Consider the following 21,209-nt stretch of genomic DNA (forward strand, 5'->3'; position numbering starts at 1 on the left):
TCAGCCGAGCTCGCGGCAGGAGCGGTAGAGGTCGGCCCACTCGGGGCGGTCCTTGACCACCGTCTCGAGGTACTCCTGCCACACGATGCGGTCCTGCACGGGGTCCTTCACGACGGCTCCGGTGAGGGAGGCCGCGACGTCGTCGGCGCGGATGCGCCCGTCGCCGAAGTGCGCGGCGAGGGCGAGTCCGTTGGTCATCACCGAGATCGCCTCGGCGGTCGACAGCGTCGAGCTGGGCTGCTTGATGGTGGTGCGCTGGTTGAGCGTGGTGCCCGAGCGCAGCTCGCGGAAGATGGTAACGACGCGCTGGATCTCGGAGAGCGCCTCGACCTCGGGCGGCAGGTCGAGGGCGCGACCGAGCGAGGCCACCCGGCTGCGCACGATCTCGACCTCCTGCTCGAGGGTGTTGGGCAGCGGCAGCACCACGGTGTTGAACCGGCGGCGCAGCGCGGAGGAGAGGTCGTTGACGCCCTTGTCGCGGTTGTTGGCCGTGGCGATCACGTTGAAGCCGCGACGCGCCTGGACCTCGTCGTCGAGCTCGGGGATGGGCAGCGCCTTCTCGGAGAGGATCGAGATCAGGGCGTCCTGCACGTCGGCGGGGATGCGGGTGAGCTCCTCGATGCGCACCAGCGAGCCGGCGTCCATCGCCCGCATCACCGGGCTGGGCACGAGCGCCTCGCGACTCGGCCCCTCGGCCAGCAGCCGGGCGTAGTTCCAGCCGTAGCGCAGCGACTCCTCGGGCGTGCCCGCCGTGCCCTGGACGACGAGCGTGGAGTCGCCGCTGATGGCGGCGGCGAGGTGCTCGCTGACCTACGACTTCGCGGTGCCGGGCACGCCGAGCAGGAGCAGGGCGCGGTCGGTGGCGAGCGAGGCGACCGCGATCTCGACGAGCCGCCGCGAGCCGAGGTACTTGGGCGTGATCGCCACCCCGCCGGCCTCGCCGCCGAGGAGGTAGGTGGCCACCGCCCACGGCGAGAGCCGCCACTGCGGGGGGCGCGGGCGGTCGTCGACCTGCGCCAGGGCGGCCAGCTCGTGGGCGAACTCGCTCTCGGCGTGGGCGCGGAGCACTCCCTCGGGTGCGGTGGGTGCATCGGTCATGCGAAGGCCTCCGAGAGGGCGGGGACGAGAGCCAGATACTGGCAGATCCGTCCGACGGAATCGCGCGGCCCGCCCTCGAGGCGCTCGCGCCACGCCCCGAGCGCGGGCAGCGCGACGGGGTCGAGGCCGGTGGCGAGCGGCACCACCAGCTGGTTCACCAGCAGGGGCGAGCCCTTCTCGCCCCGCAGCCGCTCGACGACGCCGCGGGCGAAGCCCGGCCCCCAGGGCGCCGGGGCGGAGGTGACGATCGTCGCGACCTGGTCGAGGGTGGTGGCGTCGCGCAGGTGGCGTGTGGCGACCTGGTCGACCTGCTCGGCGGGCAGCAGGCGCAGCAGGCGCGGGTGCCAGAGGTCGCCGGCGACAGCGGCGGCCCAGGCGAGGTCGCCGCGGGCGAGCGTGGCCTCCACGATGCCGGCGCGCACCTCGGGTTGCTCGATCATCCGCCAGGTGCCGGCCGGACCGGTGCCGCTGGCGTCGGTCCAGACCTCGAGGGGCGCGCCCGCAGCGAGACGCTGCAGCCACCAGGCGCGCACCGAGCCGACCCCCTTCGGCCGGACCAGCCCGTCGCGGACGGCGGCCGCGTCGGGCTCGGGCGGCAGCTCGACCTCCAGCTTGTGCCGGACCAACCCCGTGCGGCGCACGAGCGGACGCAGGCGCTCGGCGTGGCGCAGGGCCCGAGCCGACCCCGGGAGGGCGTTGAGCAGCTCCGCGGCGATCTCGCGCACCTTGGCCGAGCGGTCGTCGAGCGCAGCATCGAGGAAGGCCTCGTCGGCGTCACCGAGCCCGGTGCGCAGCAGCGCGAGCAGCGCGACCCGATCAGCGGCGCTGTCGGTGCGCCAGGTCGTCTCGAGCAGCGCACGAGCGGCGGCGGGGTCGCTCAAGCGCAGGGTCTCCAGCTGCTCGGCGCGACGCTCGCGGGTCTCGCGCGCCCACGCGTCGGCGTCCACGCCCTCGGGTCGCGTGGTCGAGGCTGCCGCAGCGGCGGACGACGCCCACGTCGGGTTGACGCGCACGAGCCACGCGGCGCGGTGGTCGCCGGCGGCGAGCACTGCCTCGCGCAGCCACGGCTCGCGGGCCGCGAGGTCGAGCAGCTCGGGCAGCAGGTGGTGCGGCGCGCGGCGACCGTGCTGCACGCAGGTGAGCAGCCACCGCTCGACCAGACGCGGCGAGAGCACCGGCCCGACGGGGGTCTGGTGCAGCAGCAGCTCGAGCAGCTGCACCGCGCGGGCGGGCGCGGCCGGGTGCGCGTCGGCCGCGGCCGCGTCGACCTCCTCGGCGCGCCGGGGCGCGGCCCCCGCGCGGCGGAGGACCGCCCCGAGGGCGGCGGCGTCGAGCAGGGCGACCTCCGCGCCGGCGCCCGAGCGCGCGCCGCCGAGCACGTCCGGCACCTCCGGCGGCGGACGACGAGCCGTGCCGAGCAGCGCTGCGGCGGTGAGGTTGCCCCACCACCCCGCGAGATCCGGGCCTGGTGGGCTCGATGGGCTCGATGGGCGCGGTGCCGGCGACCCGCTCTCGGGCGCGCTCACACCGCCACCATCCGCTCGTCCACCCGCACGCTCAGCAGGCGAAAGCCCTCCGCCTCCAGCTCGCCCACCACGAGGGTGGGCGCGGCGCCGGTGAGGGCGAGGGCCGACCACGGCACCGGGCCGAGCAGCGGCAGCGCGACACCGTCGGCGTCCACGACCTGGGCGGCCGCGCCCTCGCGGGCCGGCAGGAGCACTGCGGCCTCGAGCACGGCGGGCACCCGCGCGACCCAGGGGTTGTCGGCGTGCGCGGCGGCGAAGGCGGCGAAGGCGGCGGCCAAGGTGCTGCCGCCGGGGCGGTCGTCGAGGTCGGCCGCTGCGGGGTCGCCCATCATGAGGGCGCGCCGCGGGCGGGAGCCGGGATAGAGCGCGAGCGACACCTCGAGCGCGCTGCCCGCCAGCTGGGCCATCGGCAGCGGGCCGCCCTGAGCCGCGAAGTCGAGCAGCTGCACCGTCTCGCCGGTGCGCCGCCCGCGCAGCCAGGTGCGCTGCTGCTGGAGCCGGCCGTCGTCGCTGCGGTGGGCACCGAGCACGAGCCAGGTGTCGGCTACGGTCTCGCCGGCGCGGACGTCGTCCGTGCTCTGCGCCCAGCCGAGGTAGGCCCGCAGGTCGGCGCGCGTGGTGGCGTCGAGGTGCTGCCACTGCTGCCAGGCGCGCACCGCCGCCCACCACCGGCCGACCTCCTCGAGCAGGTGATCGGCCCAGTCGTCGCGAGCATTCACCTGCGAGCCCATCTCGCGCACCCGCTCGGCCAGCCCGGGCAGCTGACCGTCGACGAGGCGTGCGGCGGCGGCGTCCCACCAGGCCCAGGGCTGACGACGCGCGGCCACCGTGCCTGCTCGCACGAGGTCGGTGAGCCAGAGACCGAAGTCGTCGATGCCGGCGCTCATTGTGGCCATGCGCTCGGCGCGACGCCGGGCCTGCGCCTCCGGGTCGGCCGGCTTCGGGGGTGCTGCGGCCCCTTCCGCCGCTGCCTCCGCACGGCCGGCCCGCTCACTGCGCTGCTGCGCCCACGCGCCCGCGAAGCCCGCCGCCTCGGCCGCCTCAGCCACCGCGCCGTCGCCCCGCACCCACAGCAGGAGCAGCGCGAGGGCGTGCTTGCAGGGGAACTTCCGGCTCGGGCAGCTGCACCGGTAGGCGGGGCCCGCGAGGTCGATGCTCACCTGGTAGGGCACCTTGCCCGAGCCCTGGCACTTGCCCCAGACGAGCGACTCCGTGCTGCCGGTCTCGGACCACGGGCCGGGCTTCGCGAGCTTGCGGGCAGCCGCGAGCGACGAAGCGTCCGGGGCGGCCTTCTCGACCGCCGCGAGGTCCCAACGCGAGCTCACCGGCCCATCATGGACGACGCCCCCGACGGATCGGGGGCGCCGCGGTGGAAGGGGTCGATCAGCCGGTGGGGGCCGACAGCTCGAGCGCGATGTTGTCGGGGTCGCGGAACTCGAGGATCGAGAGCCCGCCGGCGTCCTTGATCGGCTCGTGGGCGATGCCGAGCTCGTCGAGCTGGCGGGCGGCGTCCTCGAGGGCGGGCAGGTCGGCGAGCAGGAGCGACACGTGGTCCAGACCGACGCGGTCCTCCGAGAAGGTGTCGCCGCCGGGCGCCACCGGGCGGAGGCCGAAGAGACCCCAGGGCGTGGCGTAGATGAGGCCGCCGAAGAGGAAGGACAGCTGCTCGCGCGTCGCCTCGTCGGCGTCCGGCGGCAGCTCGTAGGCGACGTCCCACCCGAACACGTCGTCGTAGAAGCGGCGCGAGGTGGCGAGGTCGCGAACGGTGAGGCGCACGTGGTGGACGGCGGTGGTTGCGATGGGCATGCGTTCCACACTGGCACGGGGGTGGGCGCCGACCACGGCCGCAGTGCACCGACATAGCCGCACCGGATCGGGGTACAGCCCGGGCATGATCGGATTCCTCGTAGCTGGCCTCATCATCGGCGCGCTCGCGCGCCTCATCAAGCCCGGACGGCAGAACCTCGGCATCCTGGCCACCCTCGGCCTCGGCCTCGTCGGTTCGCTGATCGGTGGCGTGATCGCTCAGGCGTTCGGCACCGGCAGCATCTGGGAGCTCAACATCATCGGCTTCGTCCTCGCGGTCGTGGCCGCGGTGCTGCTCATCGGTGTCGCCGAGGGCGTCGCCGGCAAGAGCCGCGCCCACGCCTGAGCAGCGGTCGACGCACCGCGCCGAAAGGCGCGGGGGCAGACGCATGATGGGCCCCGACCGGTCGGTCGGGGCCTTTCGTGCATCGCGGACCTGGGCCCTCAAGCGCCACCTTGCTCAGCGCCCGTCCTGTAGGACCCCAGTGCTTGAGGCGTCGCGCTACTTGGACGGTCATCGTGCGTGGTGACGGCACGGCAGTCCCCGCAATACAGCAGGACCCGCCCCGGAGGGCGGGTCCTGCTGTGTCCGGTGGAGCTGAGGGGATTCGAACCCCTGGCCTTCTCATTGCGAACGAGACGCGCTACCAACTGCGCCACAGCCCCAGAGCGGATCCAACGCTAGCACCAACCGACGCGGCGTCCCGAATCGGGCTGGCGGCGCGCACCGGCTCCGCTGCGGTGCCTCAGAGGCGGTCGTCGTCCGCGTGGCCGGGAGGACGCAGCTCGTCCTGCTCGTCATCGGCGGACTCCGCGGATCGCTCGCGGGCCTCCTCGATCACGCCCGTGGGATCGGCGTGGTCGGCGTCGGGCGACACACCCTGGGCGGCGCTGCCGGAGGCGGCGCGCTGCTGCTCGTCGTCCACCAGGTCGGCGTGGTCGGGGCTGTCGGGGCTCTGGTGCTGGGTCATGGACGCCGGGTACCCGGCCACGCGATCAGGAACCGGAGGCGCGGCGCTGCTGGTCAGCGTCCTTCTCGGACGACGACTGCTGCTCGGCGCGCTGGGCCTCGGCCTCGCGGGCCAGGGCCGAGTCGGCCTCGTTGCGACCCGAGCTCCACACGCCGGTGGAGTCGAGGTCGATGGTGCGCACGGTGCGCCCGGCCGGGGCCTTGGCCACGTAGGTGGGCAGCGGCACGGGCACGGGGGTCCAGCCGTTGTCGACCTCCGCGGCAGCGGAGACCACGGGGATCTCGTCGGTGCGGGGGTCGTCGGCGAGCGCGACGTCGAGGTCGGTCTGCTCCTCGGCGACGGGAACCACGGGGGCCACGGGGGCGTCGTCCTCGGCGAGTTCGTCGGCGAGCACGGTGTCGGCGAGGGTGGTGCGGCGACGGCGCACCCGCACGGCCCGCTCGCGGCGGACCATCACCCGGCACAGCACGAGCCACGCCACCACGAGGGCGGTGGGGGCCGTCGTCCACGGCCAGGCGAGGACGCCGGCGGAGGCGAGCGCCACGACGGTGACCACTGCGAGCACCAGGACGGCGAGCACCCGGCGTCGGCGTGCGGCCGCGCGCTGGGCGGCGGCGCGGCGCAGGCGCCGGCGACGGCGCTCCTCGGGGGTGAGCACGGGGCGCTCGGCGGGGCGACCCGACGGGCGCACGGCGCGGTCGATGCGGTCGGCACGCGGAGCAGGGGTGGGCTCCGCGGGCTGCTCGATCTGCTCCGCGTGGTCGACGAGGTCGGACTCCTCGACGACGGCAGCGTCGTCCTTCACCGGCTCCGGCTCGGCCTGCTTCGAGCGTCCCTCGGCGACGAGCGCGGACTCCTTCGACGAGACCGCGTCGCGGCGGGCGAGCACGCGGAGGCGGTCGGAGAAGCCGTCGACGTTGCGGGTGGCGGCGTCGTCCTCGTGGTAGCGGAGCACCTTGGGCACCAGGTACACGACCCACGCCACGGCGAGTGCGACGAAGATCAGTGCGCTGAGGTCCACGTGCCGAGGTTAGGAGCGGAGTCGCTGCTCACGGCGCAGGCGCGGCGGTGTGTCACCGATTAGCCGCCTCGGGCGAGCAATCCCACCACCTCGACGCACCAGATCTGCCACCTCGGCGGTCAGGCCTCGCCGGACTCGAGGCGCTCCTCGAGGCGGGCGAGCAGGCCGCGGGGGACGTCCTCGCGGGTGACGGCGAAGATGCGGTGGTCACGCCAGTCGCCGTCGATGTGCAGGAAGCGGGGGGCGTAGCCGACCTCGTGGAGGCCGAGCTTCTCGACCACGCGCAGGGAGTTGGAGTTCTCCGGGCGGATGCAGATCTCGATGCGGTGCAGCTTGGCGACGAAGAAGGCGTGGTCGACGACCATCGCCACCGCCCGCGGGATGACGCCCTTGCCGGCGAAGCGCTGGTCGATCCAGTAGCCCACCGAGGCGAACTGCGCCGAGCCGCGCACGATGTTGTTGACGCTCACCTGCCCGGCGAACTGCCCGTCGACCTCGACCACGAACGGGAACGAGTGGCCCCGGCGCGCGGAGCGGCGCAGCCGCTTGACGAGCGCGCGGAAGGTGAGCGGTCGGGCGTCGGCACCCGGCGGGGCCGTGGCGTCCCAGCGGGCCAGCCAGGCCGCGTTGCGACGGCGCGCGGTGCGCCAGGCGGCGCCGTCGCGGGCGCGGATGGGCCGCAGTCGCACGACGGGGTCGGTGCCGGAGACGAGCTCGTTGGGCCACGCGCGACCGGGCACGCCCACGACCATGCGCGGGCGGTGCTCGCCGCCGCTCCCGCCCGCGGCCTCGCGGGCACCGTCCTGCGCCATCACTGCTGCCCCGGACCACCCGGCGTGTGGTCGCTGCCCACGATCTGCTCGGCGGCGTGCACCAGCAGGGGCTCGAGCACGCCGAGGGCGTCCTTCACCCCGCCGCGCGAACCCGGCAGGTTCACCACGAGGGTGTGCCGCGCCACGCCCGCCAGGCCCCGCGAGAGCGCGGCGGTGGGCACGCCCTTGGCGGTGCCGGCGGCGCGGATCGCCTCGGCGATGCCCGGCACCTCACGGTCGAGCAGCGGGCGGGTGACCTCGGGGGTACGGTCGGTGGGCGTGAGGCCCGTTCCTCCGGTGGTGAGGACGACGCGCGCCCCGGCCGCAATGGCCTCAGCGATCGCCTCGCCCACCGGCTCGCCGTCGGGGCGGACGACGGGATCGCCCACCGCGAAGCCGAGCTCGCGCAGGGCGGCGACGATGAGCGGGCCGGTGGTGTCGTCGTACACGCCGGCGGCGGCGCGGTTGGAGGCCACCACCACCACGGCGGACAGGGCGGGCGTGGGCAGATCGGCGGCGCTCATCGGGCCCAGTCCCCGGACTTGCCGCCGGTCTTGGACTCCACGCGCACGTCGGTGATCACGGCGCCCTTGTCGACGGCCTTGACCATGTCGACCACCGTCAGCGCGGCCACCGACACGGCGGTGAGCGCCTCCATCTCCACGCCGGTGCGGTCGGTGGTGCGCACCTGGGCGGTGATCACCACGGCCGGCTCGGGGGAGTCGAGGACCTCGAGGTCGAGGGTGACGCCGGAGATCGCGAGCGGGTGGCACAGCGGGATGAGCTGCGGGGTCTGCTTGGCGCCCATGATGCCGGCGATGCGGGCCACCGCGAGCGCGTCGCCCTTCGGCACGCCCTCGCCGCGCAGCAACTCGACCACCCGCGCCGACACCAACACGCGCCCCGAGGCCACGGCCACCCGGTGGGTGACCTCCTTGGCCGAGACGTCGACCATGCGCGCCGCGCCCGCGTCGTCCACGTGGGTCAGGCGGGTCTGCCCGCCGGCCTGTGCGCCCGCACCTGCGCCCTGCTGCTCGCTCATCGTGTCGCCTCCTCGCACCACAAGACTTCCACGTCGCCCCCGGCCGGCAGCGACCCCTCCCCCGGCGGCACCACGATCAGCACCTCCGCCTGCGCGAGCAGGCTCTGCGCGTGGCCGACGTGACCGGGCAGCGGCACCACCGCGCCCTCGTCGTCCACGACGCCGGGGAGCAGCACCGTGCGCGCGCCGAGCTCGAGGTCGCTGGCCGAGCGCAGCGAGCTGCGCGCGGGTGCCTCGCCGGCCAGCGCGGCCAGCGCCTGGCGCGCGAAGAGCAGGAAGGAGCAGTAGGCGGCGACCGGTGTGCCGGGCAGGGTGACCACCGGCACCTCCCGGCCGGCGTGCGTGCGGACGACGCCGTGCCCCTGCGGGCGTCCGGGCTTCATCGCCACGGGCCCGAACCAGAAGTCGGGCTCGGCGTGCAGGGTGCCGCGCACGACGTCGCGATCGCCCACCGAGATGCCGCCGGTGGTGACCACCAGGTCGGCCGCGGCGACGGCACGGTCGAGCGCCGCGCGGAAGGCGGCGGGCTCGTCGCCCACGACCTCCACCGAAGCCACGGTGCCGGCCGAGCCCGACCCTACGGCGGCGGCGAGCAGGGTGGAGTTGCTCTCGACCACGCCCGCCTCTCCCGCGTCGCCGAGCAGCTCGGCGCCGGTGACCACGAGCGCCACCCGGGGCAGCGGGCGCACGAGCACCTCGCGCACGCCGACGGCGGCGAGCAGACCCACCCGGGCGGGCCGCAGCACCTCCCCCGCGTGGACGACGACCGCCCCCGCCTCGACGTCCTCGCCACGTCGTCGAACGTGCTCGCCCGCGGCGACGCCCGCACGCACCGCGACGACGTCGGCGCCGCGGTCGGTGAGCTCGAAGGGCACGACGGCGTCGGCGCCCTCGGGCAGCGGGGCTCCGGTCATGATCCGCACGGCCGCACCGGGGGTCAGCGTGCCGCCCGGCGTGCCGGCGGGCACGAGCGCGCTCACCGGCAGCTCGGTCGGCCGATCGGCGCGGGCCGAGGCGACCTCGGCGGCCCGGACCGCGAAGCCGTCCATGGCGGAGTGGTCGAAGGCGGGCAGGTCGCGCGGCGCCACGACGTCCTCGACGACGCGGCGGCCCACCGCCTCGAGCAGCGGCACGCGCACGGGGGTCAGCGGGCGGACCGCGCCGCGCACGGCGTCGCGGTGATCCTCGACCGGGCGCGGATCACCCATCAGTGGGGTCGGCGTCTCCGCTGAGCACCTCGCCGGAGGGCACGCGCTGGGCGCCCTTGCCGCTGAGCTCGACGGTGCCGACGACCTGCACTCCCTGGCCGAAGGTCCAGTCGCCCGCCACGGTGAAGGAGTCGGCCTTCGCCAGGGAGGGCGCCCCCTCGGGGAACCGCTTGTCGAACTCGCCGACGAACTTGTAGTGCGCGGAGTCGAGGTCGACGAAGGGGACGTCGGTGGCGACCTGCGTGAGCGAGAAGTCGGCCCCGATCTCGTAGACGTCGGAGCGCAGCACGAGCAGGTCGTTGGTGGTCTTGACCGGGATGAAGCGGTCGCGGCCGACCTCGACGAGCCGGGCGCCCTCGAAGACCTCGATGGCCGCGCCCATCGCGGTCTCGATCTGCACGACCTTCGGCGAGGAAGGGTCGGAGGGGTCGACGGTCTTCTCGTTGCGGATCAGCGGCAGGCCGAGGATGCCGTGGCGCTCCTCCAACGTGGCGCGCATGGCGTGGAGGTCGAACCAGATGTTGTTGGTGGAGCAGTAGCGGTGGCGATCGAGGTCGGCCAGTGCGGCCTGGTCCTCGGGCGCGGTCTGCGCGGTCTCGCGCAGCACCAGCCTGCCGTCGGCCAGGCGGCGGGCGAAGTGGCCGCCCTTGCGGTCCGACGGCGTGCGGCGCACGGCCTCGATCGCGAACGGGGCGCCCGAGGAGGCGAACCAGCCGGCGGTGCGCGGAGTGGGCACCGCGCCGAGGTTGTCGGAGTTGGAGACGAAGACGTAGCGGAAGCCCTGTTCGATGAGCTGGTCGAGCAGGCCCGAGCCGCGCAGGGCGGTGTAGATGTCGCCGTGGCCCGGCGGGCACCACTCGAGGTCGGGGTCGCGCGACCAGGTGACGGGCGTGAGGTCAGGGAGCAGGAGCTTGGGCTCCATGTTCTGGCGGAACTCCAGCGGCAGCCCCTCGACCGGAAGGTCGGCGTAACGGCCGAGCGCGTCGAGGCTGTCGCCCGAGGTGCGGAAGGAGTTCATGAGGATGAGCGGCAGGCGCACCCCGTGCTGCTCGCGCAGGGCCAGCACCTGGCGGGCGATGATGTCGAGGAAGTTCAGCCCGCGGCGCACGCACAGCAGCGACTTCGCGCGCTCCATGCCCATCGAGGTGCCGAGCCCGCCGTTCAGCTTGATGACCGCGGTGGCGGCCAGCGCGTCGGCGCCGACCTGCTCGTCGATCTCGACGTCAGCCAGCGACTCCATCTCCACCGGCTCGATGCTCGACTCGGGGATCATCCCGGTCTCACCGTGCTCGAGGAGGCGGTAGTAGTGCGCGAAGTTCTCGATCGCGACGGGGTCGACCCCGGCCGCCACCATCTTCGCGCGCGCCTTCTCGAGGCCTGCGTCCGAGCCGCCCTTGCGGCCGCTGCTACCCATACCCGCGATCGTAGGCTTGCCGGGTGTCCGACGCCCAACCGCTCCACCCTGCGACACCGCCCGGGGCCAAGATCGCGCTGCGCGACCAGCTGCTGACCGCGCGCCGGCGTCGTCCACTGGTGGAGGTGGCCGAGGCGGCGGCGGCGATCACCGACCACCTGCTGGCCGAGCCCGCCGTGCGGCGCGCGGCCACCGTGGCCTGCTACGTGTCGGTGGGCAGCGAGCCCGGCACGACCGGCCTGATCGAGGCGCTGCACACGAGCGGGCGACACGTGCTGCTGCCGCGCCTGCTGCCCGACAACGACCTCGACTGGACCCGCTACGGCGGCCCGGCGAGCCTGCAGCCCGCGCGGCGCGGGCTGCTCGAGCCCACGGGCGAGCTGCTCGGGGTGGAGGCGATCGCGCGGGCCGACGTCGTCCTCGTGCCGGGGTTGGCGGTCGGCAAGGACGGCGTGCGGATGGGACGCGGCGGCGGCTCCTACGACCGGGCGCTCGCCCGCGTTCCGCGCGGCACCCTCACCGCCGTGCTGCTCTACGCCGACGAGGTGCTCGATGCCGTGCCCGCCGAGCCGCACGACCGGCCGGTGGGCGCGGTCGCGACGCCCGACGGCGTGCGGCACCTCCGGGTTCTCTAGGCGGGTCGGGGCAGGGTCAGCCGCGCGGCGGCTGCAGCACGAGAACGTCGTCGGCCGCGGCCTCGACCGCGCGTCGTCCGAAGCGCCAGGGCAGCGTGTCGCCGCGCGCCCAGACGTCGGTCTGGTCGGTGTAGTGCGGGTGGTAGGCGTGGCCGGAGACGCCGGTGAGGTTGATCCAGCGGGCGGCGTCGAGGTCGTCCATCGGCACGATCATCCGCATGGACGGCGCCGTGGTGACCTCGTAGCCCTGGCGGGCGTTCCAGCCCGTCGCATCCACGATCGACGAGCCGCCGCCGACCTCCCAGCCGCCGCGGTTGAAGATGCTCTCGACGACCCCGATGCCGGACTCCCCCAGCGTCGAGGAGCGCAGCTCGAGACGGTGCAGACCGCCCCACGTCCACTCGTCGGCGCGCGGCGACTGGCGGGCGGTGAGCTCGTCGCGGGCGCCGAGCATGGCGGTGCGCAGCACGTCGTCGCGGGTCTCGGTGACGCCGTCGGTGCGCACGTCGTCCCACCAGCGGGCGTCGGGGCGCTTGAGCAGCGCGCTGACGACGCGGAACCAGCGGTCGCTGCCGTCGGGCTGCAGCGCGGCGGGCAGCTCGTCGCCGAAGGTGTCGCGCAGCACGCGGCGCCACACCACGTTGAAGTAGGCCGCCGCGGCGCTGTCGGCGCGCTGCTGGCGGTCCCAGCGGCGCAGCAGCCGCTGGCCGTTCGAGTAGTAGCCGGGCGGGAGGTCGATGGCGAGCAGGCGCGGCACGAGGTCGTCGGCGATGGCGCTGCGGGCGTCGAGCTGGATGCGGGCCATGTCGTCGACGTCGAGCTCGTCGCCGCCCTCGCGCAGCAGGTCGCCGATGCGGGTAGAGCGGTAGCCGTAGTCCCAGTCGTCGGTGAGGAACGGGGCGTAGCGCTCGGGGTCGATGACGGCCTGGTTGGCGGTGCTGATCACGCCCGACGCGGGATCGTAGAGCCGCGGCAGCGCGTCGTAGGGCACGGTGCGGTCGGTCCAGTCGTTGCGCGGCAGCCAGCCGGCGCTCGGCGTCCGGCCGTCGTTGCCGGGGCGGCGCACCGGCACGACGCCCGTGGCCTGGTAGCCGATGTGCCCGCGCGTGTCGGCGTAGACGATGTTCTGCCCCGGCACGGCGAAGTCGGCGAGCGCGGCGCGGAAGGAGCGCCAGTCGGTGGCGACGTCGAGGGCGAGCAGGGCGTCGGCCGTGGGGCGCGGGGTGAGCGCCGTCCACGCGAGGGAGACGGCGTGGTCCCAACCGGCGGCGGTGTCGTCCGTGCCGCCGGCGAGCTGCTCGACCTGGCCGACGAGGCCGTCGGAGCCGAGGTCGAACTGCTCGGACTCGGCGTCGAGGGCGGCGAGGTCGGAGAGCAGCGGACCGTGGCTGGTGGAGCGCACGGTGAGCTCGATGGGGTCGCCGCCACGGACCTTCACGGTCTCGGTGCGTCGGGTGAGCGGCAGGGTGCGGCCGTCGTACTGCCAGGTGTCGCCGGCGACGCGCTCGACGAAGAGGTCGGTGACGTCGGGGCCGAAGTTGGTGAAGCCCCAGGCGATGTCGCGGTTGTGGCCGATCACCACGCCCGGCACGCCGGAGAAGCCGAAGCCCGCCACGTCCATCGGGCAGTCGGGGGTGACCTCGGTGCAGTGCAGGCCCACCTGGCTCCACACCCCGGGCAGCGAGATGCCCAGGTGCGGGTCGTTGGCGAGGATCGGCTTGCCCGAACGCGTGCGGTCCCCGCTCACGACCCAGGCGTTGGAGCCGATGCCGTCGCCCTTGCCCAGCAGCGCCGGCAGCGCGTCGAGGGCGCTACGCGCGGAGGCGAGGGCGCGCACGACACCTCGCCGCTCGCGGGGCGTCGCGGTGCTGGCGGCGCTCGCCGCGGCTCCCCGCCCGCCCGTGGACGACGCGGGGCCGGCGTCCTGGTCGAAGACGCCGTCGCGCAGCCCGCCCCGCCCGACGATCGGCGGGTGCTCGTCGTAGGGGTAGGCGGGGTAGAGCTCGTCGGCACGCGCCTCGCCCACCGCCAGGCCGGTGAGCGCGCGGTCGATCTCGTCGTCGAGGTTGCCGCGCAGGTCCCACGCCATCGCCTTGAGCCAGGCGAGGGAGTCGACCGCCGTCCAGTCCTCGGGGTCGTAGCGCAGGCCGGTGAGGCCGAGCAGCGTGTACTCGAGCGAGATGTCGCTGGCCGAGCGGCCGGCCAGGTAGGCGTTGACGCCGGCCGCGTAGGCGTCGAGCGCCGAGCGGGTGGCGGGCTTGAGCAGCAGCAGCTCCTGCTGGGCGACCCGGCGCCACCCCAGGGTGCGCACCACGAGGTCGGTGGGCAGCGCGTCGGCGCCGAACATCTCGGCGAGGCGGCCGGCGGTGGCATGGCGGCGCACGTCCATCTCGAAGAAGCGGTCCTGGGCGTGCACGAAGCCCTGCGCCATCATCAGGTCGCGCATCGAGCTGGCGTAGATCTGCGGCACGCCGGCGTCGTCCCGCACGACCCGCACCTCGCTCTCAAGGCCCGGCATGGCGAGGCGCCCGGAGGTCTCCGGCCAGGAGTGGCGGGCCACGATCACCGCGGTGATGCTGGCCGCGACCAGCACCAGCGCGAGGACGACGCCCAGCCCCGCCGCCCAGCGGAACCGACGCCGCCAGCGCGCCTCCATCCGCTCCCGGGGCGTGGGGCCGGTGGGCTGCTCCGCGCCGTCGCCGGGTCGCTCGACCGCGCCTGCTCCCTCGCCCCCTCGCACCGCTGCATTCCATCACCCGCGGCCAAGCGGGCGCGCTGCGACCCCGGCGCTGCCACGGACGACGGGGCGTGGCGTAGCATTGGCACTCGCGTACCGAGAGTGCCAGCAACCCCGCCGGCACCCGAACCTTCGTCGGAGATCCTTCGATGCCCACCTACCAGTACCTCTGCACCGAGTGCAGCCACGCCTTCGAGCAGTTCCAGAGCTTCAGCGACGACGCCCTCACCGTGTGCCCCGAGTGCTCCGGGCGCCTGCGCAAGGTGTTCAACTCCGTCGGCGTGGTCTTCAAGGGCTCGGGCTTCTACAAGACCGACAGCCGTTCCGGGTCGAGCTCGAGCAGCACCAGCGCCGGTTCGAGCGCCGGCAGCGACTCCGGCTCGGGCTCGGGCTCCGGCTCGGGCTCGTCGAGCGCCGCGAGCAGCTCGGGTTCGTCGGATTCCTCGGGCTCCACAGGCTCCTCGAGCTCCAGCACCGCCTCCAGCAGCGCAGGCTCGTCCAGCTCGACCTCGGCCTCGTCCTCCTCCTGATCGCCGCCTGATCCCCGACCGCCCGGCCGCCCCGCTGTCCGTCGGTCGGCCCGCGGCGACCGGGGCTGTGGAGAGCGGATCCACGGCTCGCGCAACCGGCCTAGCGTCGCGGGCATGTCGCCCGACCCCGCCGCATCGCCCGCACCCGCATCAGCCCTCGAGCGATGGCGTGCTGGGCTCACCGGCGCGCGCCGCGCTGTGCTGAGGCGACGGCGCCCGCTGGCGGCGCTGTTCGTGGTCGTCGGGGTGCTCGCAGGGGTGCGGGCGGTCGCGCCGGCTCCGGCGCCGACGGCCGTCGTCCTCGTGGCCGCGCGCGACCTCGGCGCCGGGCGGCCGCTGGCCCCCGACGACCTGACCTCCCGCGCCCTCCCCGTGGACGCCGTCCCGACCGGTGCCCTGCGCCGGCACCCCGGCGGGCGGCTGCTCGCCGCTCCCCTGCGCCGCGGCGAGGTGCTCACCGACGTGCGACTCACCGGCCCGGCCACGGCGCGCGAGCTGCCGCCGGGTGCGGTGGCGGCGCCGGTGCGCCTGAGCGATGCCGGGCAGGCGGCGCTGCTGGCGGCGGGCGACCGCATCGACGTCCTCGTCGGCGACCCCCGCTCCAGCCAGGACGCCGCGCTCGTCGCCGGCTGCGCGGTGGTGCTCGCCGTGCCGGGCGTCGGCCAGGCAAGCGACGGCGCGCTGCCCGGCCGCCTCGCCGTGCTCGCGGTCGACGTGCCGGCTGCTCGACGGCTGGGCGTGGCCGCGGCGTCGTCCTACGTGACCTTCACGTGGTGCCGCGAGGAGCCCGGTCGGTAGGTTCAGGGACGTCGCGGCGCCGTCCGGCGCCGATCCGCATCCACCCACAGGAGCGTTCCAATGTCCGGGTTCAAGGCCTTCCTGCTCAAGGGCGACCTCGTCCAGCTCGCCGTCGCCGTGATCATCGCCGGATCGTTCGGCACGGTGGTCAAGACGTTCACCGACGTCCTCACCGGCTTCATCGGCAAGATCTTCGGCCAGCCGAAGGTCGGCAAGGTCGAGGTCGCCGACGTAGCCGTCGGGCCCTTCATCAACGCCGTCATCGCCTTCGTGATCCTCGCAGCGATCGTCTACTTCCTCGTCGTGATGCCCTACACGCGCGCGAAGGCGAAGTTCTTCCCCGCCGAGGCCTCGGGCCCCACCGAGATCGAGCTGCTCACCCAGATCCGCGACCAGCTGGCGCAGCGCTGACGCTCGCGCCGATCAACGGCGCTGCTGCACCCGGTGCCGCCTCACCCTCCGTGGTGGGGCGGCACCTGTGCCTTGAGCCAGCGCTCCGAGGCGCTCTCGCCCTCCCCCGTGGACGACGACCCCGGCTCGCGCTCGTCGCGCGTGGTCTCGGGCAGGGTGTCGCCGAAGATCTCGGCGAGGCGCTTGCGGCGCTTCCAGGCGGGCTCGGGAGCGTCGTCGCGCTCTGCATCGGTGCTCACGACTCGACCTCAGGAACAGAGTCCGACGTTCTCGCGGCCCTTGGCGTCGAGACCGCCCGGAGCCGGCGTCGGAGTGGGGCTGGTGCCCGGCGAGGGCGAGCCGGAGGGGCTCGGCGAGACGCTCGGGCTCTGGCTGGGGCTGGGCGACGGCGAGGCGCTGGCGGTGCTCGAGCCGTCGGGGGCGTCACCGGCGCTGATCGCCTGGCTGAGGAACTCGGGCGTCAACGGCCGGTCCTTGCGCACCAGGCGCCACAGCTTGTTGACCTCGGGGGTCCACTCGATGCCACCGGAGACCTTGTCGGAGTAGACCCAGGGCGTGGTGACGAACTTGATGTTCTCGGGACCGATACCGCGAGCGGTGAAGGCGACGTCGGCGATCGACGACAGGCCGTCGAAGTCGGTCTGGAGCGAGGAGGTGGCGGCGCTGAGGAAGCGCACCATGCGGTCGGGGCGGCTGATCATGCCGGCGGTGAGGGCCTTGTTGATCATCGACCCGATGAAGGCCTGCTGGCGCCGCGTGCGGTCGGTGTCGGTGCCGGATCCGACGCGGTAGCGCAGGCGGACGTAGGTGAGCGCCTCGTTGCCCTTGATCTCCCGCGTGCCGGCCTTGAGGAAGATGTTGCGCTTGGTGTCGTTGATGTCCTCGGGGATGCACACCTCGACGCCGTCGAGTGCGTTGACCATGTCCTTGAACTGGTTGAAGTCGACGACGAGGTACTTGTCGACGCGTACGCCCGTGAGCTGCTCGAACTGCTGCTGGGTGCAGAACGGACCGCCGATGGCGTAGGCGTCGTTCCACTTCACGAAGCCGCCCGATCCGGCGATCGCCGAGCCGTCCTTGCGGTAGCAGGTGGGTCGCATCACCGCGGTGTCGCGCGGGATGGAGATGCCGTAGGCGAACTTCCGGTCGGCGGAGACGTGGAACAGGATCGTGGTGTCGGACAGTCCGCCACCCGCCTCGCCGTCGATGCCGTTGCCCTTGCCGGCACGGGTGTCGGTGCCCATGACGAGGATGTTGAGCGGCTCCTTCGGCCCCTCGACGACCTCCTTGGCCGGCCGGTTCTTCACCTGGTTGCCGGCGCTGACCCGCGTGATGTTGCCGTCCAGGTTGTTGTAGACGAGCGAGACGCCCACGCCGGTGAACAGTCCGAGGGTGAGCAGGCTCGCGGTGATCACCCGGAAGACGACCTTGCCCGGCTGCGGCGCCTTGCGACGACCTCCGCGACCACCCCGGCCACCACCGCCGCCCGCCGCGGCGGGTGCGGCGCCCCGTCGTCCACGACTGGCGCGGGAGGTGGTGACCCGGCGCGCGCCGGCCTGGGGGCGCGTGTCGTCGCCGCCGTCGGGGTACATCGGGTCCTGGGTCATGGTCCACCTGGTCGGGAGCCGGCCGGGGCCGGGATCGAGCGTGGGCTGCGGCAGGTCGCGAGAGCCGGGGCCGGACGACGCGCCCCGATGCGACCTCGCCCACGGTACGGCGTGTCGCAACCGAGCGAGCGACCCGCGTACCGCATCCTGCCCCGCCATTGTCACCACCGCCGCGCACGCCGCCCAATCGCCCCGCCTCGGCGGACGGGTGACAAGATGGGCCCCACGCCCCAGTAGCTCAGTGGATAGAGCAGCCGCCTCCTAAGCGAAAGGTCGCAAGTTCGACTCTTGCCTGGGGCACCGCGAACGCACGACGGCCCCGGGCGGGAGCCCGGGGCCGTCGTGGTGGTGCTGGTGAAACAGGGGAACCGTCAGAGGTTCACGGGGCGCAGCACGCGGTCGATGGCGTGACCGATCTGCTTGTTGCCCTTGTTGATGTCGGTCTTGAGGATGATCGGGTTGCGGGCGTCGCCGTCACGGTCGCTCAGGACGATGCGGTTCTTCTGCACGCGGACGATGAAGGTCGGGCCCAGCGCGGTGCGCACGGCCTTGTCGTCGCGGGCGATGACGCCCTTGGAGTCGATCGTCTTGCCGGCGATGACGTGGTAGAGCAGCACGGCCTCGATGGTGTCGATGTCGACGGTCGAGGCGAGCTTCTTGAAGACGCTGCTCTCGGCGTTGTAGCTGCGGCCGGTGAGGTCGCGCACCAGCCAGCGGAAGGCACCGTCGGTGGGGAGGAACGCGGTGACGCGAGTGTTGCCCTTGGCGAGCACGCCGACGGGGCTGTTCGGCTTGGCCTTCAGCACGGCCTTGACGGCGGCCTCGAGGATGTCGAAGTCCTGGCGGTTGCGGTCGAAGCCCTTGTCCTTGGCGAGCAGCGTCGCGAGGCTGCGGGTGCCCGGCTCGTGCGCGGCCTGGGCCGGCGCGGCGGCCAGCGCGGTACCGGCGACGACAGAGGTCAGGAGGCCGGCAACGCCGACGCGAAGGGAACGCTTGCTCATCTGATGGTCCTCCGAGTAAAGGGGGGTGTGGAGCAGTGCCACCAGAACCGGCGGCGCTGCCGAACTGACGTGAGTCGTTCGGTGCGGTAACCACCTCGGATGGGTAGAACCCCCCGTGATCGGCGATACCGATCAGATGTCGGCCAGATGTTGGTCAGACGCCCAGGAAGTCGCGGATCGCCGGCAGCTCGCGCCACGCCTGCGCCACGCCGCGGGCGTGGCTGTCGCGCAGCACGGGCACCGAGCGCTCGCCGTTGCCCACCGTCATCGCCTCCGGCGCGAACACGTAGGCCCGCCCGTCGGACTCGAGGTCGAAGATCCGCTCGCGCATCTCGCGGTAGCGGGCCGGCCGGGTGGCCAGCGCCTCGGCCACGGCCGGGAACCGGCGGAACCACCGGCGGAAGAACCAGTCGCCGCTCGCCTCGGGCTTCACGTAGTCGCGCTGCTGGGTGAGCACGACCAGGAACCGCGAGAACCCGTCGTCCTCGGCGGCGTCGAGGGGGATGCCGGCGCCGGAGCCGAGGGCGCCGTCCACGTAGGTGCGGCCGTCGATGACGACCGGCGGCATCAGCACGGGCATGGTCGAGCTGGCGCGGACCTTGCGCATGAGGTCGTCCATCGTCGTCACGTCGTCGCGACCCCAGTGCACGCTCTCACCGCTGGCGGCGTCGAAGGCCCCGATGCGCAGGCGGGCGGGGTTGGCCGCGAAGGTGGCCCAGTCGAAGGGCAGGGAGCCCCCGGGCCGACCGGCCTGCTCGTAGATGTACTCGGCGTGGAAGATGCCGCGCCCGCGGGCGAAGGTGCGCCAGTCGCCGAAGCGGGGGTCGGTGACGAAGTCGGTGAAGGAGTGGCGGTTGCGCCACGCGTCGCGCGAGACGTAGTTCGAGAGCAGGCTGGAGCCGGCCGAGATGCCGCCGACCCAGTCGAGGTGCAAGCCGTTCTCGAGCAGCACGTTCACTAGGCCCGAGGTGTAGCTGGCCCGCATCCCGCCGCCCTCGAGCACGAGGGCGACGTCGGTGACGTTGGAGGTGAGCGGCGCGGTCGGCGCGGCGTCCGGCGTGTGCGGATGGGTGGTCACAGGGGGCCTCCGAGGGGGTCGGGGCGCTCCTCGCGGACGACGGGCCGCTGGCGCAGGCGGGCCAGCAGGATCGCCGCGCACGCGGGAGCGATGAGGACGTTGGGGACGGCGATCGCGTAGAGCCGCTCGGCGAAGCCGTAGACGACCCACGCGGTGGCCTGGACGGTGGCGATGGTCCACGTGGTGACGCTGAGGCCCGCCAGCCCTCCCACGACGCGGCGCAGCGCCATCGCGCGGCGGGTCTGCGGCACGAACTGGGCGACGTCGATGATGCCGACGAGCCATCCGAGCACGAGGGTCACGACCGCTCCCCCGCACTCGTCGAGGTGGCGCCCGGCTCGTCGCGGGCGGCCGATGTGCGGCGACGCGCGGTGACGAGCACCGTGACGATCACCGTGGAGCACAGCAGATTGACCACCCCGGCGAGGATGACCGGCCGGGCGTGCTCGAGCGAGCCGTAGGTGGCCAGCAGCACGTTGAAGACCATCGCCACGCTGTAGGAGAGCAGGCTCAGCGCGGCGAGCGCCGCGGGGTCGCGACGGTGACGCACCGCCTGGACGGCCTGCGGCACCCACATCGTGGCGGCGCCGGCGCTGCCGACGTAGCCGATCGCCTCGATCACCGCGCCACCCCGAGGTGTGCGCCGCGCCGGCACGACGCCGGCCGCGGGGGGTGCAGGGTGCTCACTGATCGGAGGCTACAACCACCTCCGCGCCCCGACGTGATCAGCGCGGGCGGCCAGCGTGCGGGCCCACGGCGTGCGGGCCGGCGACGGCGACCGCGGCCCCGTATCCGTCGGGCACCACGACGTCGTGCACGGACCATCCGCCCACCGACCGGGCGGGGGCGGCATCCGTGCCGAGGTAGTCGAGGTGCGGGTCGCGGCCCAGCCCGATCCCGATGCCCTTGAGGTAGGCCTCGGTGCGGGCCCAGGCGCGGGTGAAGCGCACGGTGGCGCGCCCGCCGTCGAGCGTTCCGGCGGCGGCCGCGGCGATCTCGGAGCTCTCGCGGGGGTGCAGCACGCCGGCGATGGCGACCGGATCGGTGGGGTGCTGCTCGACGTCGACACCGACCGGCAGGTCCGCGACCGCCACCAGCACCTGGCCGGGTGTGTGCGAGAGCGAGAACTCCAGATCGGCGCCCTCGGCGCGCGGGCGCCCGTGCGGCTCGCCGCAGCCCGGGCAGGCATGGCGCCCCCACACGACCTGCTCGGGCGCGAGGCCGAGGGCTGCGCCGACCACGCGCCGCGCGGCGCCGTGGGCGATCTCGTAGGCCCGGCGCAGCTCGGCCCGCACGAGGGAGGACGCGTGCGCGCGCTCGGCGTCGTCGAGCCAGGCCCGCGCGGCGTCGAGCGTGGCGTCGTCCACGTGGTCGGTGGCGATGCGCCAGACGCCGAAGCGACCCTCGCGCGGCGCGGGGTCGTCGAGCAGCGACCCCAGGACCGCCGGCTGCACTGCCCTGGCGGACGGGTCGGGCACGGCCTCCCACACCTCGCGCGTCATCACGGGGAGGTT

23 protein-coding genes, 2 tRNA genes and 1 pseudogene are annotated in these 21,209 nt (G+C 74.1%); 6 read left to right on the forward strand and 20 right to left on the reverse strand.

Annotated elements, in window-relative coordinates:
- The 4 genes and pseudogenes from ACERUN_RS05325 to ACERUN_RS05340 form a co-directional block, all read right to left on the reverse strand.
- Positions 1-1,098 (reverse strand): annotated as a pseudogene (locus ACERUN_RS05325) (AAA family ATPase).
- On the reverse strand, positions 1,095-2,624 hold the full coding sequence (locus tag ACERUN_RS05330; protein WP_370288770.1) for a DUF5691 domain-containing protein: 1,530 nt from the start codon (positions 2,622-2,624) through the stop codon (positions 1,095-1,097). Before ACERUN_RS05330 ends, ACERUN_RS05325 begins: the two are co-directional and overlap by 4 nt.
- Positions 2,621-3,949 carry an SWIM zinc finger family protein gene (locus ACERUN_RS05335; protein ID WP_370288771.1) on the reverse strand — a complete coding sequence of 443 codons (1,329 nt, stop codon included), beginning with the start codon at positions 3,947-3,949 and terminating at the stop codon, positions 2,621-2,623. Before ACERUN_RS05335 ends, ACERUN_RS05330 begins: the two co-directional genes overlap by 4 nt.
- A 58-nt stretch (positions 3,950-4,007) precedes the next feature.
- A complete protein-coding gene (locus tag ACERUN_RS05340; protein ID WP_370288773.1) occupies positions 4,008-4,430 on the reverse strand; it encodes a VOC family protein in 423 nt (140 codons plus the stop codon).
- An 85-nt stretch (positions 4,431-4,515) separates the two neighbouring features.
- On the opposite strand from ACERUN_RS05340, the gene ACERUN_RS05345 reads away from it, so the two are divergent.
- Entirely contained in the window at positions 4,516-4,776 is a 261-nt protein-coding gene (locus ACERUN_RS05345; protein WP_370288774.1) for a GlsB/YeaQ/YmgE family stress response membrane protein, read from the forward strand.
- A gap of 247 nt (positions 4,777-5,023) precedes the next feature.
- Here ACERUN_RS05345 and ACERUN_RS05350 read toward each other — a convergent pair.
- The 8 genes from ACERUN_RS05350 to ACERUN_RS05385 all read right to left on the reverse strand — a co-directional run bounded on the left by ACERUN_RS05350 (position 5,024) and on the right by ACERUN_RS05385 (position 10,898).
- Positions 5,024-5,096: transfer RNA gene (locus tag ACERUN_RS05350), tRNA-Ala, on the reverse strand.
- 80 nt (positions 5,097-5,176) lie between these two features.
- Complete coding sequence (locus tag ACERUN_RS05355) at positions 5,177-5,401, reverse strand: hypothetical protein (protein WP_370288775.1); 225 nt, start codon at positions 5,399-5,401, stop codon at positions 5,177-5,179.
- A 25-nt stretch (positions 5,402-5,426) separates the two neighbouring features.
- Complete coding sequence (locus tag ACERUN_RS05360; RefSeq protein ID WP_370288777.1) at positions 5,427-6,422, reverse strand: hypothetical protein; 996 nt, start codon at positions 6,420-6,422, stop codon at positions 5,427-5,429.
- A gap of 119 nt (positions 6,423-6,541) precedes the next feature.
- Entirely contained in the window at positions 6,542-7,234 is a 693-nt protein-coding gene (locus ACERUN_RS05365) for a GNAT family N-acetyltransferase (protein ID WP_370288778.1), read from the reverse strand.
- A complete protein-coding gene (locus tag ACERUN_RS05370) occupies positions 7,234-7,758 on the reverse strand; it encodes a molybdenum cofactor biosynthesis protein B (RefSeq protein WP_370288779.1) in 525 nt (174 codons plus the stop codon). The genes ACERUN_RS05365 and ACERUN_RS05370 overlap by 1 nt, the downstream gene beginning before the upstream one ends.
- Entirely contained in the window at positions 7,755-8,276 is a 522-nt protein-coding gene (moaC, locus tag ACERUN_RS05375; protein WP_370288781.1) for a cyclic pyranopterin monophosphate synthase MoaC, read from the reverse strand. The genes ACERUN_RS05370 and moaC overlap by 4 nt, the downstream gene beginning before the upstream one ends.
- Complete coding sequence (glp, locus tag ACERUN_RS05380; protein ID WP_370288783.1) at positions 8,273-9,484, reverse strand: gephyrin-like molybdotransferase Glp; 1,212 nt, start codon at positions 9,482-9,484, stop codon at positions 8,273-8,275. The genes moaC and glp overlap by 4 nt, the downstream gene beginning before the upstream one ends.
- Positions 9,477-10,898 carry a UTP--glucose-1-phosphate uridylyltransferase gene (locus ACERUN_RS05385; protein ID WP_370288785.1) on the reverse strand — a complete coding sequence of 474 codons (1,422 nt, stop codon included), beginning with the start codon at positions 10,896-10,898 and terminating at the stop codon, positions 9,477-9,479. The genes glp and ACERUN_RS05385 overlap by 8 nt, the downstream gene beginning before the upstream one ends.
- 23 nt (positions 10,899-10,921) lie before the next feature.
- Between ACERUN_RS05385 and ACERUN_RS05390 the strand changes: the two genes are divergently transcribed.
- Positions 10,922-11,533, forward strand: a complete 612-nt coding sequence (locus ACERUN_RS05390; protein WP_370288786.1) for a 5-formyltetrahydrofolate cyclo-ligase — start codon at positions 10,922-10,924, stop codon at positions 11,531-11,533.
- 16 nt (positions 11,534-11,549) lie between these two features.
- On the opposite strand, the gene ACERUN_RS05395 is transcribed toward ACERUN_RS05390, so the two are convergent.
- Positions 11,550-14,273, reverse strand: coding sequence for a penicillin acylase family protein (locus ACERUN_RS05395; RefSeq protein WP_370288787.1), 2,724 nt, complete (start codon positions 14,271-14,273; stop codon positions 11,550-11,552).
- Between the two features lie 146 nt (positions 14,274-14,419).
- Here ACERUN_RS05395 and ACERUN_RS05400 point away from each other — a divergent pair, with 146 nt between their 5' ends.
- The 3 genes from ACERUN_RS05400 to ACERUN_RS05410 all read left to right on the forward strand — a co-directional run bounded on the left by ACERUN_RS05400 (position 14,420) and on the right by ACERUN_RS05410 (position 16,009).
- Positions 14,420-14,800 carry an FmdB family zinc ribbon protein gene (locus ACERUN_RS05400; protein ID WP_370288788.1) on the forward strand — a complete coding sequence of 127 codons (381 nt, stop codon included), beginning with the start codon at positions 14,420-14,422 and terminating at the stop codon, positions 14,798-14,800.
- A gap of 114 nt (positions 14,801-14,914) precedes the next feature.
- On the forward strand, positions 14,915-15,598 hold the full coding sequence (locus tag ACERUN_RS05405) for an SAF domain-containing protein (RefSeq protein ID WP_370288789.1): 684 nt from the start codon (positions 14,915-14,917) through the stop codon (positions 15,596-15,598).
- 60 nt (positions 15,599-15,658) lie between these two features.
- Positions 15,659-16,009, forward strand: a complete 351-nt coding sequence (locus tag ACERUN_RS05410; RefSeq protein ID WP_370288790.1) for an MscL family protein — start codon at positions 15,659-15,661, stop codon at positions 16,007-16,009.
- A gap of 41 nt (positions 16,010-16,050) precedes the next feature.
- Here ACERUN_RS05410 and ACERUN_RS05415 read toward each other — a convergent pair whose 3' ends face one another.
- Positions 16,051-16,248, reverse strand: coding sequence for a hypothetical protein (locus ACERUN_RS05415; protein ID WP_370288791.1), 198 nt, complete (start codon positions 16,246-16,248; stop codon positions 16,051-16,053).
- Between the two features lie 9 nt (positions 16,249-16,257).
- Positions 16,258-17,616: an LCP family protein gene (locus ACERUN_RS05420; RefSeq protein WP_370288792.1), complete on the reverse strand. Its 1,359-nt coding sequence runs from the start codon at positions 17,614-17,616 to the stop codon at positions 16,258-16,260.
- Positions 17,617-17,843: 227 nt separating this feature from the next.
- Here ACERUN_RS05420 and ACERUN_RS05425 point away from each other — a divergent pair.
- A tRNA-Arg gene (locus ACERUN_RS05425) sits at positions 17,844-17,916 on the forward strand.
- A gap of 71 nt (positions 17,917-17,987) precedes the next feature.
- Here the strand turns inward: ACERUN_RS05425 and ACERUN_RS05430 are convergent.
- The 5 genes from ACERUN_RS05430 to ACERUN_RS05450 form a co-directional block, all read right to left on the reverse strand.
- Complete coding sequence (locus ACERUN_RS05430) at positions 17,988-18,617, reverse strand: fasciclin domain-containing protein (protein WP_370288793.1); 630 nt, start codon at positions 18,615-18,617, stop codon at positions 17,988-17,990.
- 154 nt (positions 18,618-18,771) lie between these two features.
- Entirely contained in the window at positions 18,772-19,695 is a 924-nt protein-coding gene (locus tag ACERUN_RS05435) for a patatin family protein (RefSeq protein ID WP_370288794.1), read from the reverse strand.
- Positions 19,692-19,997 (reverse strand): hypothetical protein, encoded by a 306-nt coding sequence (locus ACERUN_RS05440; RefSeq protein ID WP_370288795.1) that lies wholly within the window; start codon positions 19,995-19,997, stop codon positions 19,692-19,694. The genes ACERUN_RS05435 and ACERUN_RS05440 overlap by 4 nt, the downstream gene beginning before the upstream one ends.
- A complete protein-coding gene (locus tag ACERUN_RS05445; protein WP_370288796.1) occupies positions 19,994-20,317 on the reverse strand; it encodes a hypothetical protein in 324 nt (107 codons plus the stop codon). Before ACERUN_RS05445 ends, ACERUN_RS05440 begins: the two co-directional genes overlap by 4 nt.
- A 103-nt stretch (positions 20,318-20,420) precedes the next feature.
- Complete coding sequence (locus tag ACERUN_RS05450) at positions 20,421-21,197, reverse strand: 4'-phosphopantetheinyl transferase superfamily protein (protein WP_370288797.1); 777 nt, start codon at positions 21,195-21,197, stop codon at positions 20,421-20,423.
- Between the last annotated feature and the right edge of the window lie 12 nt (positions 21,198-21,209).

The organism is Nocardioides sp. (genome assembly GCF_964229035.1).
Taxonomy (GTDB): Bacteria; Actinomycetota; Actinomycetes; order Propionibacteriales; family Nocardioidaceae; genus Nocardioides.

Coding starts and splice junctions, on each gene's coding strand:
- ACERUN_RS05385 (WP_370288785.1), bottom strand. CDS start 10,898: ATGGGTAGCAGCGGCCGCAAGGGCGGCTCGGACGCAGGCCTCGAGAAG.
- ACERUN_RS05340 (WP_370288773.1), bottom strand. CDS start 4,430: ATGCCCATCGCAACCACCGCCGTCCACCACGTGCGCCTCACCGTTCGC.
- ACERUN_RS05450 (WP_370288797.1), bottom strand. CDS start 21,197: ATGACGCGCGAGGTGTGGGAGGCCGTGCCCGACCCGTCCGCCAGGGCA.
- ACERUN_RS05420 (WP_370288792.1), bottom strand. CDS start 17,616: ATGACCCAGGACCCGATGTACCCCGACGGCGGCGACGACACGCGCCCC.
- ACERUN_RS05430 (WP_370288793.1), bottom strand. CDS start 18,617: ATGAGCAAGCGTTCCCTTCGCGTCGGCGTTGCCGGCCTCCTGACCTCT.
- ACERUN_RS05410 (WP_370288790.1), top strand. CDS start 15,659: ATGTCCGGGTTCAAGGCCTTCCTGCTCAAGGGCGACCTCGTCCAGCTC.
- ACERUN_RS05365 (WP_370288778.1), bottom strand. CDS start 7,234: ATGGCGCAGGACGGTGCCCGCGAGGCCGCGGGCGGGAGCGGCGGCGAG.
- ACERUN_RS05405 (WP_370288789.1), top strand. CDS start 14,915: ATGTCGCCCGACCCCGCCGCATCGCCCGCACCCGCATCAGCCCTCGAG.
- moaC (WP_370288781.1), bottom strand. CDS start 8,276: ATGAGCGAGCAGCAGGGCGCAGGTGCGGGCGCACAGGCCGGCGGGCAG.
- ACERUN_RS05355 (WP_370288775.1), bottom strand. CDS start 5,401: ATGACCCAGCACCAGAGCCCCGACAGCCCCGACCACGCCGACCTGGTG.
- ACERUN_RS05345 (WP_370288774.1), top strand. CDS start 4,516: ATGATCGGATTCCTCGTAGCTGGCCTCATCATCGGCGCGCTCGCGCGC.
- ACERUN_RS05370 (WP_370288779.1), bottom strand. CDS start 7,758: ATGAGCGCCGCCGATCTGCCCACGCCCGCCCTGTCCGCCGTGGTGGTG.
- ACERUN_RS05400 (WP_370288788.1), top strand. CDS start 14,420: ATGCCCACCTACCAGTACCTCTGCACCGAGTGCAGCCACGCCTTCGAG.
- glp (WP_370288783.1), bottom strand. CDS start 9,484: ATGGGTGATCCGCGCCCGGTCGAGGATCACCGCGACGCCGTGCGCGGC.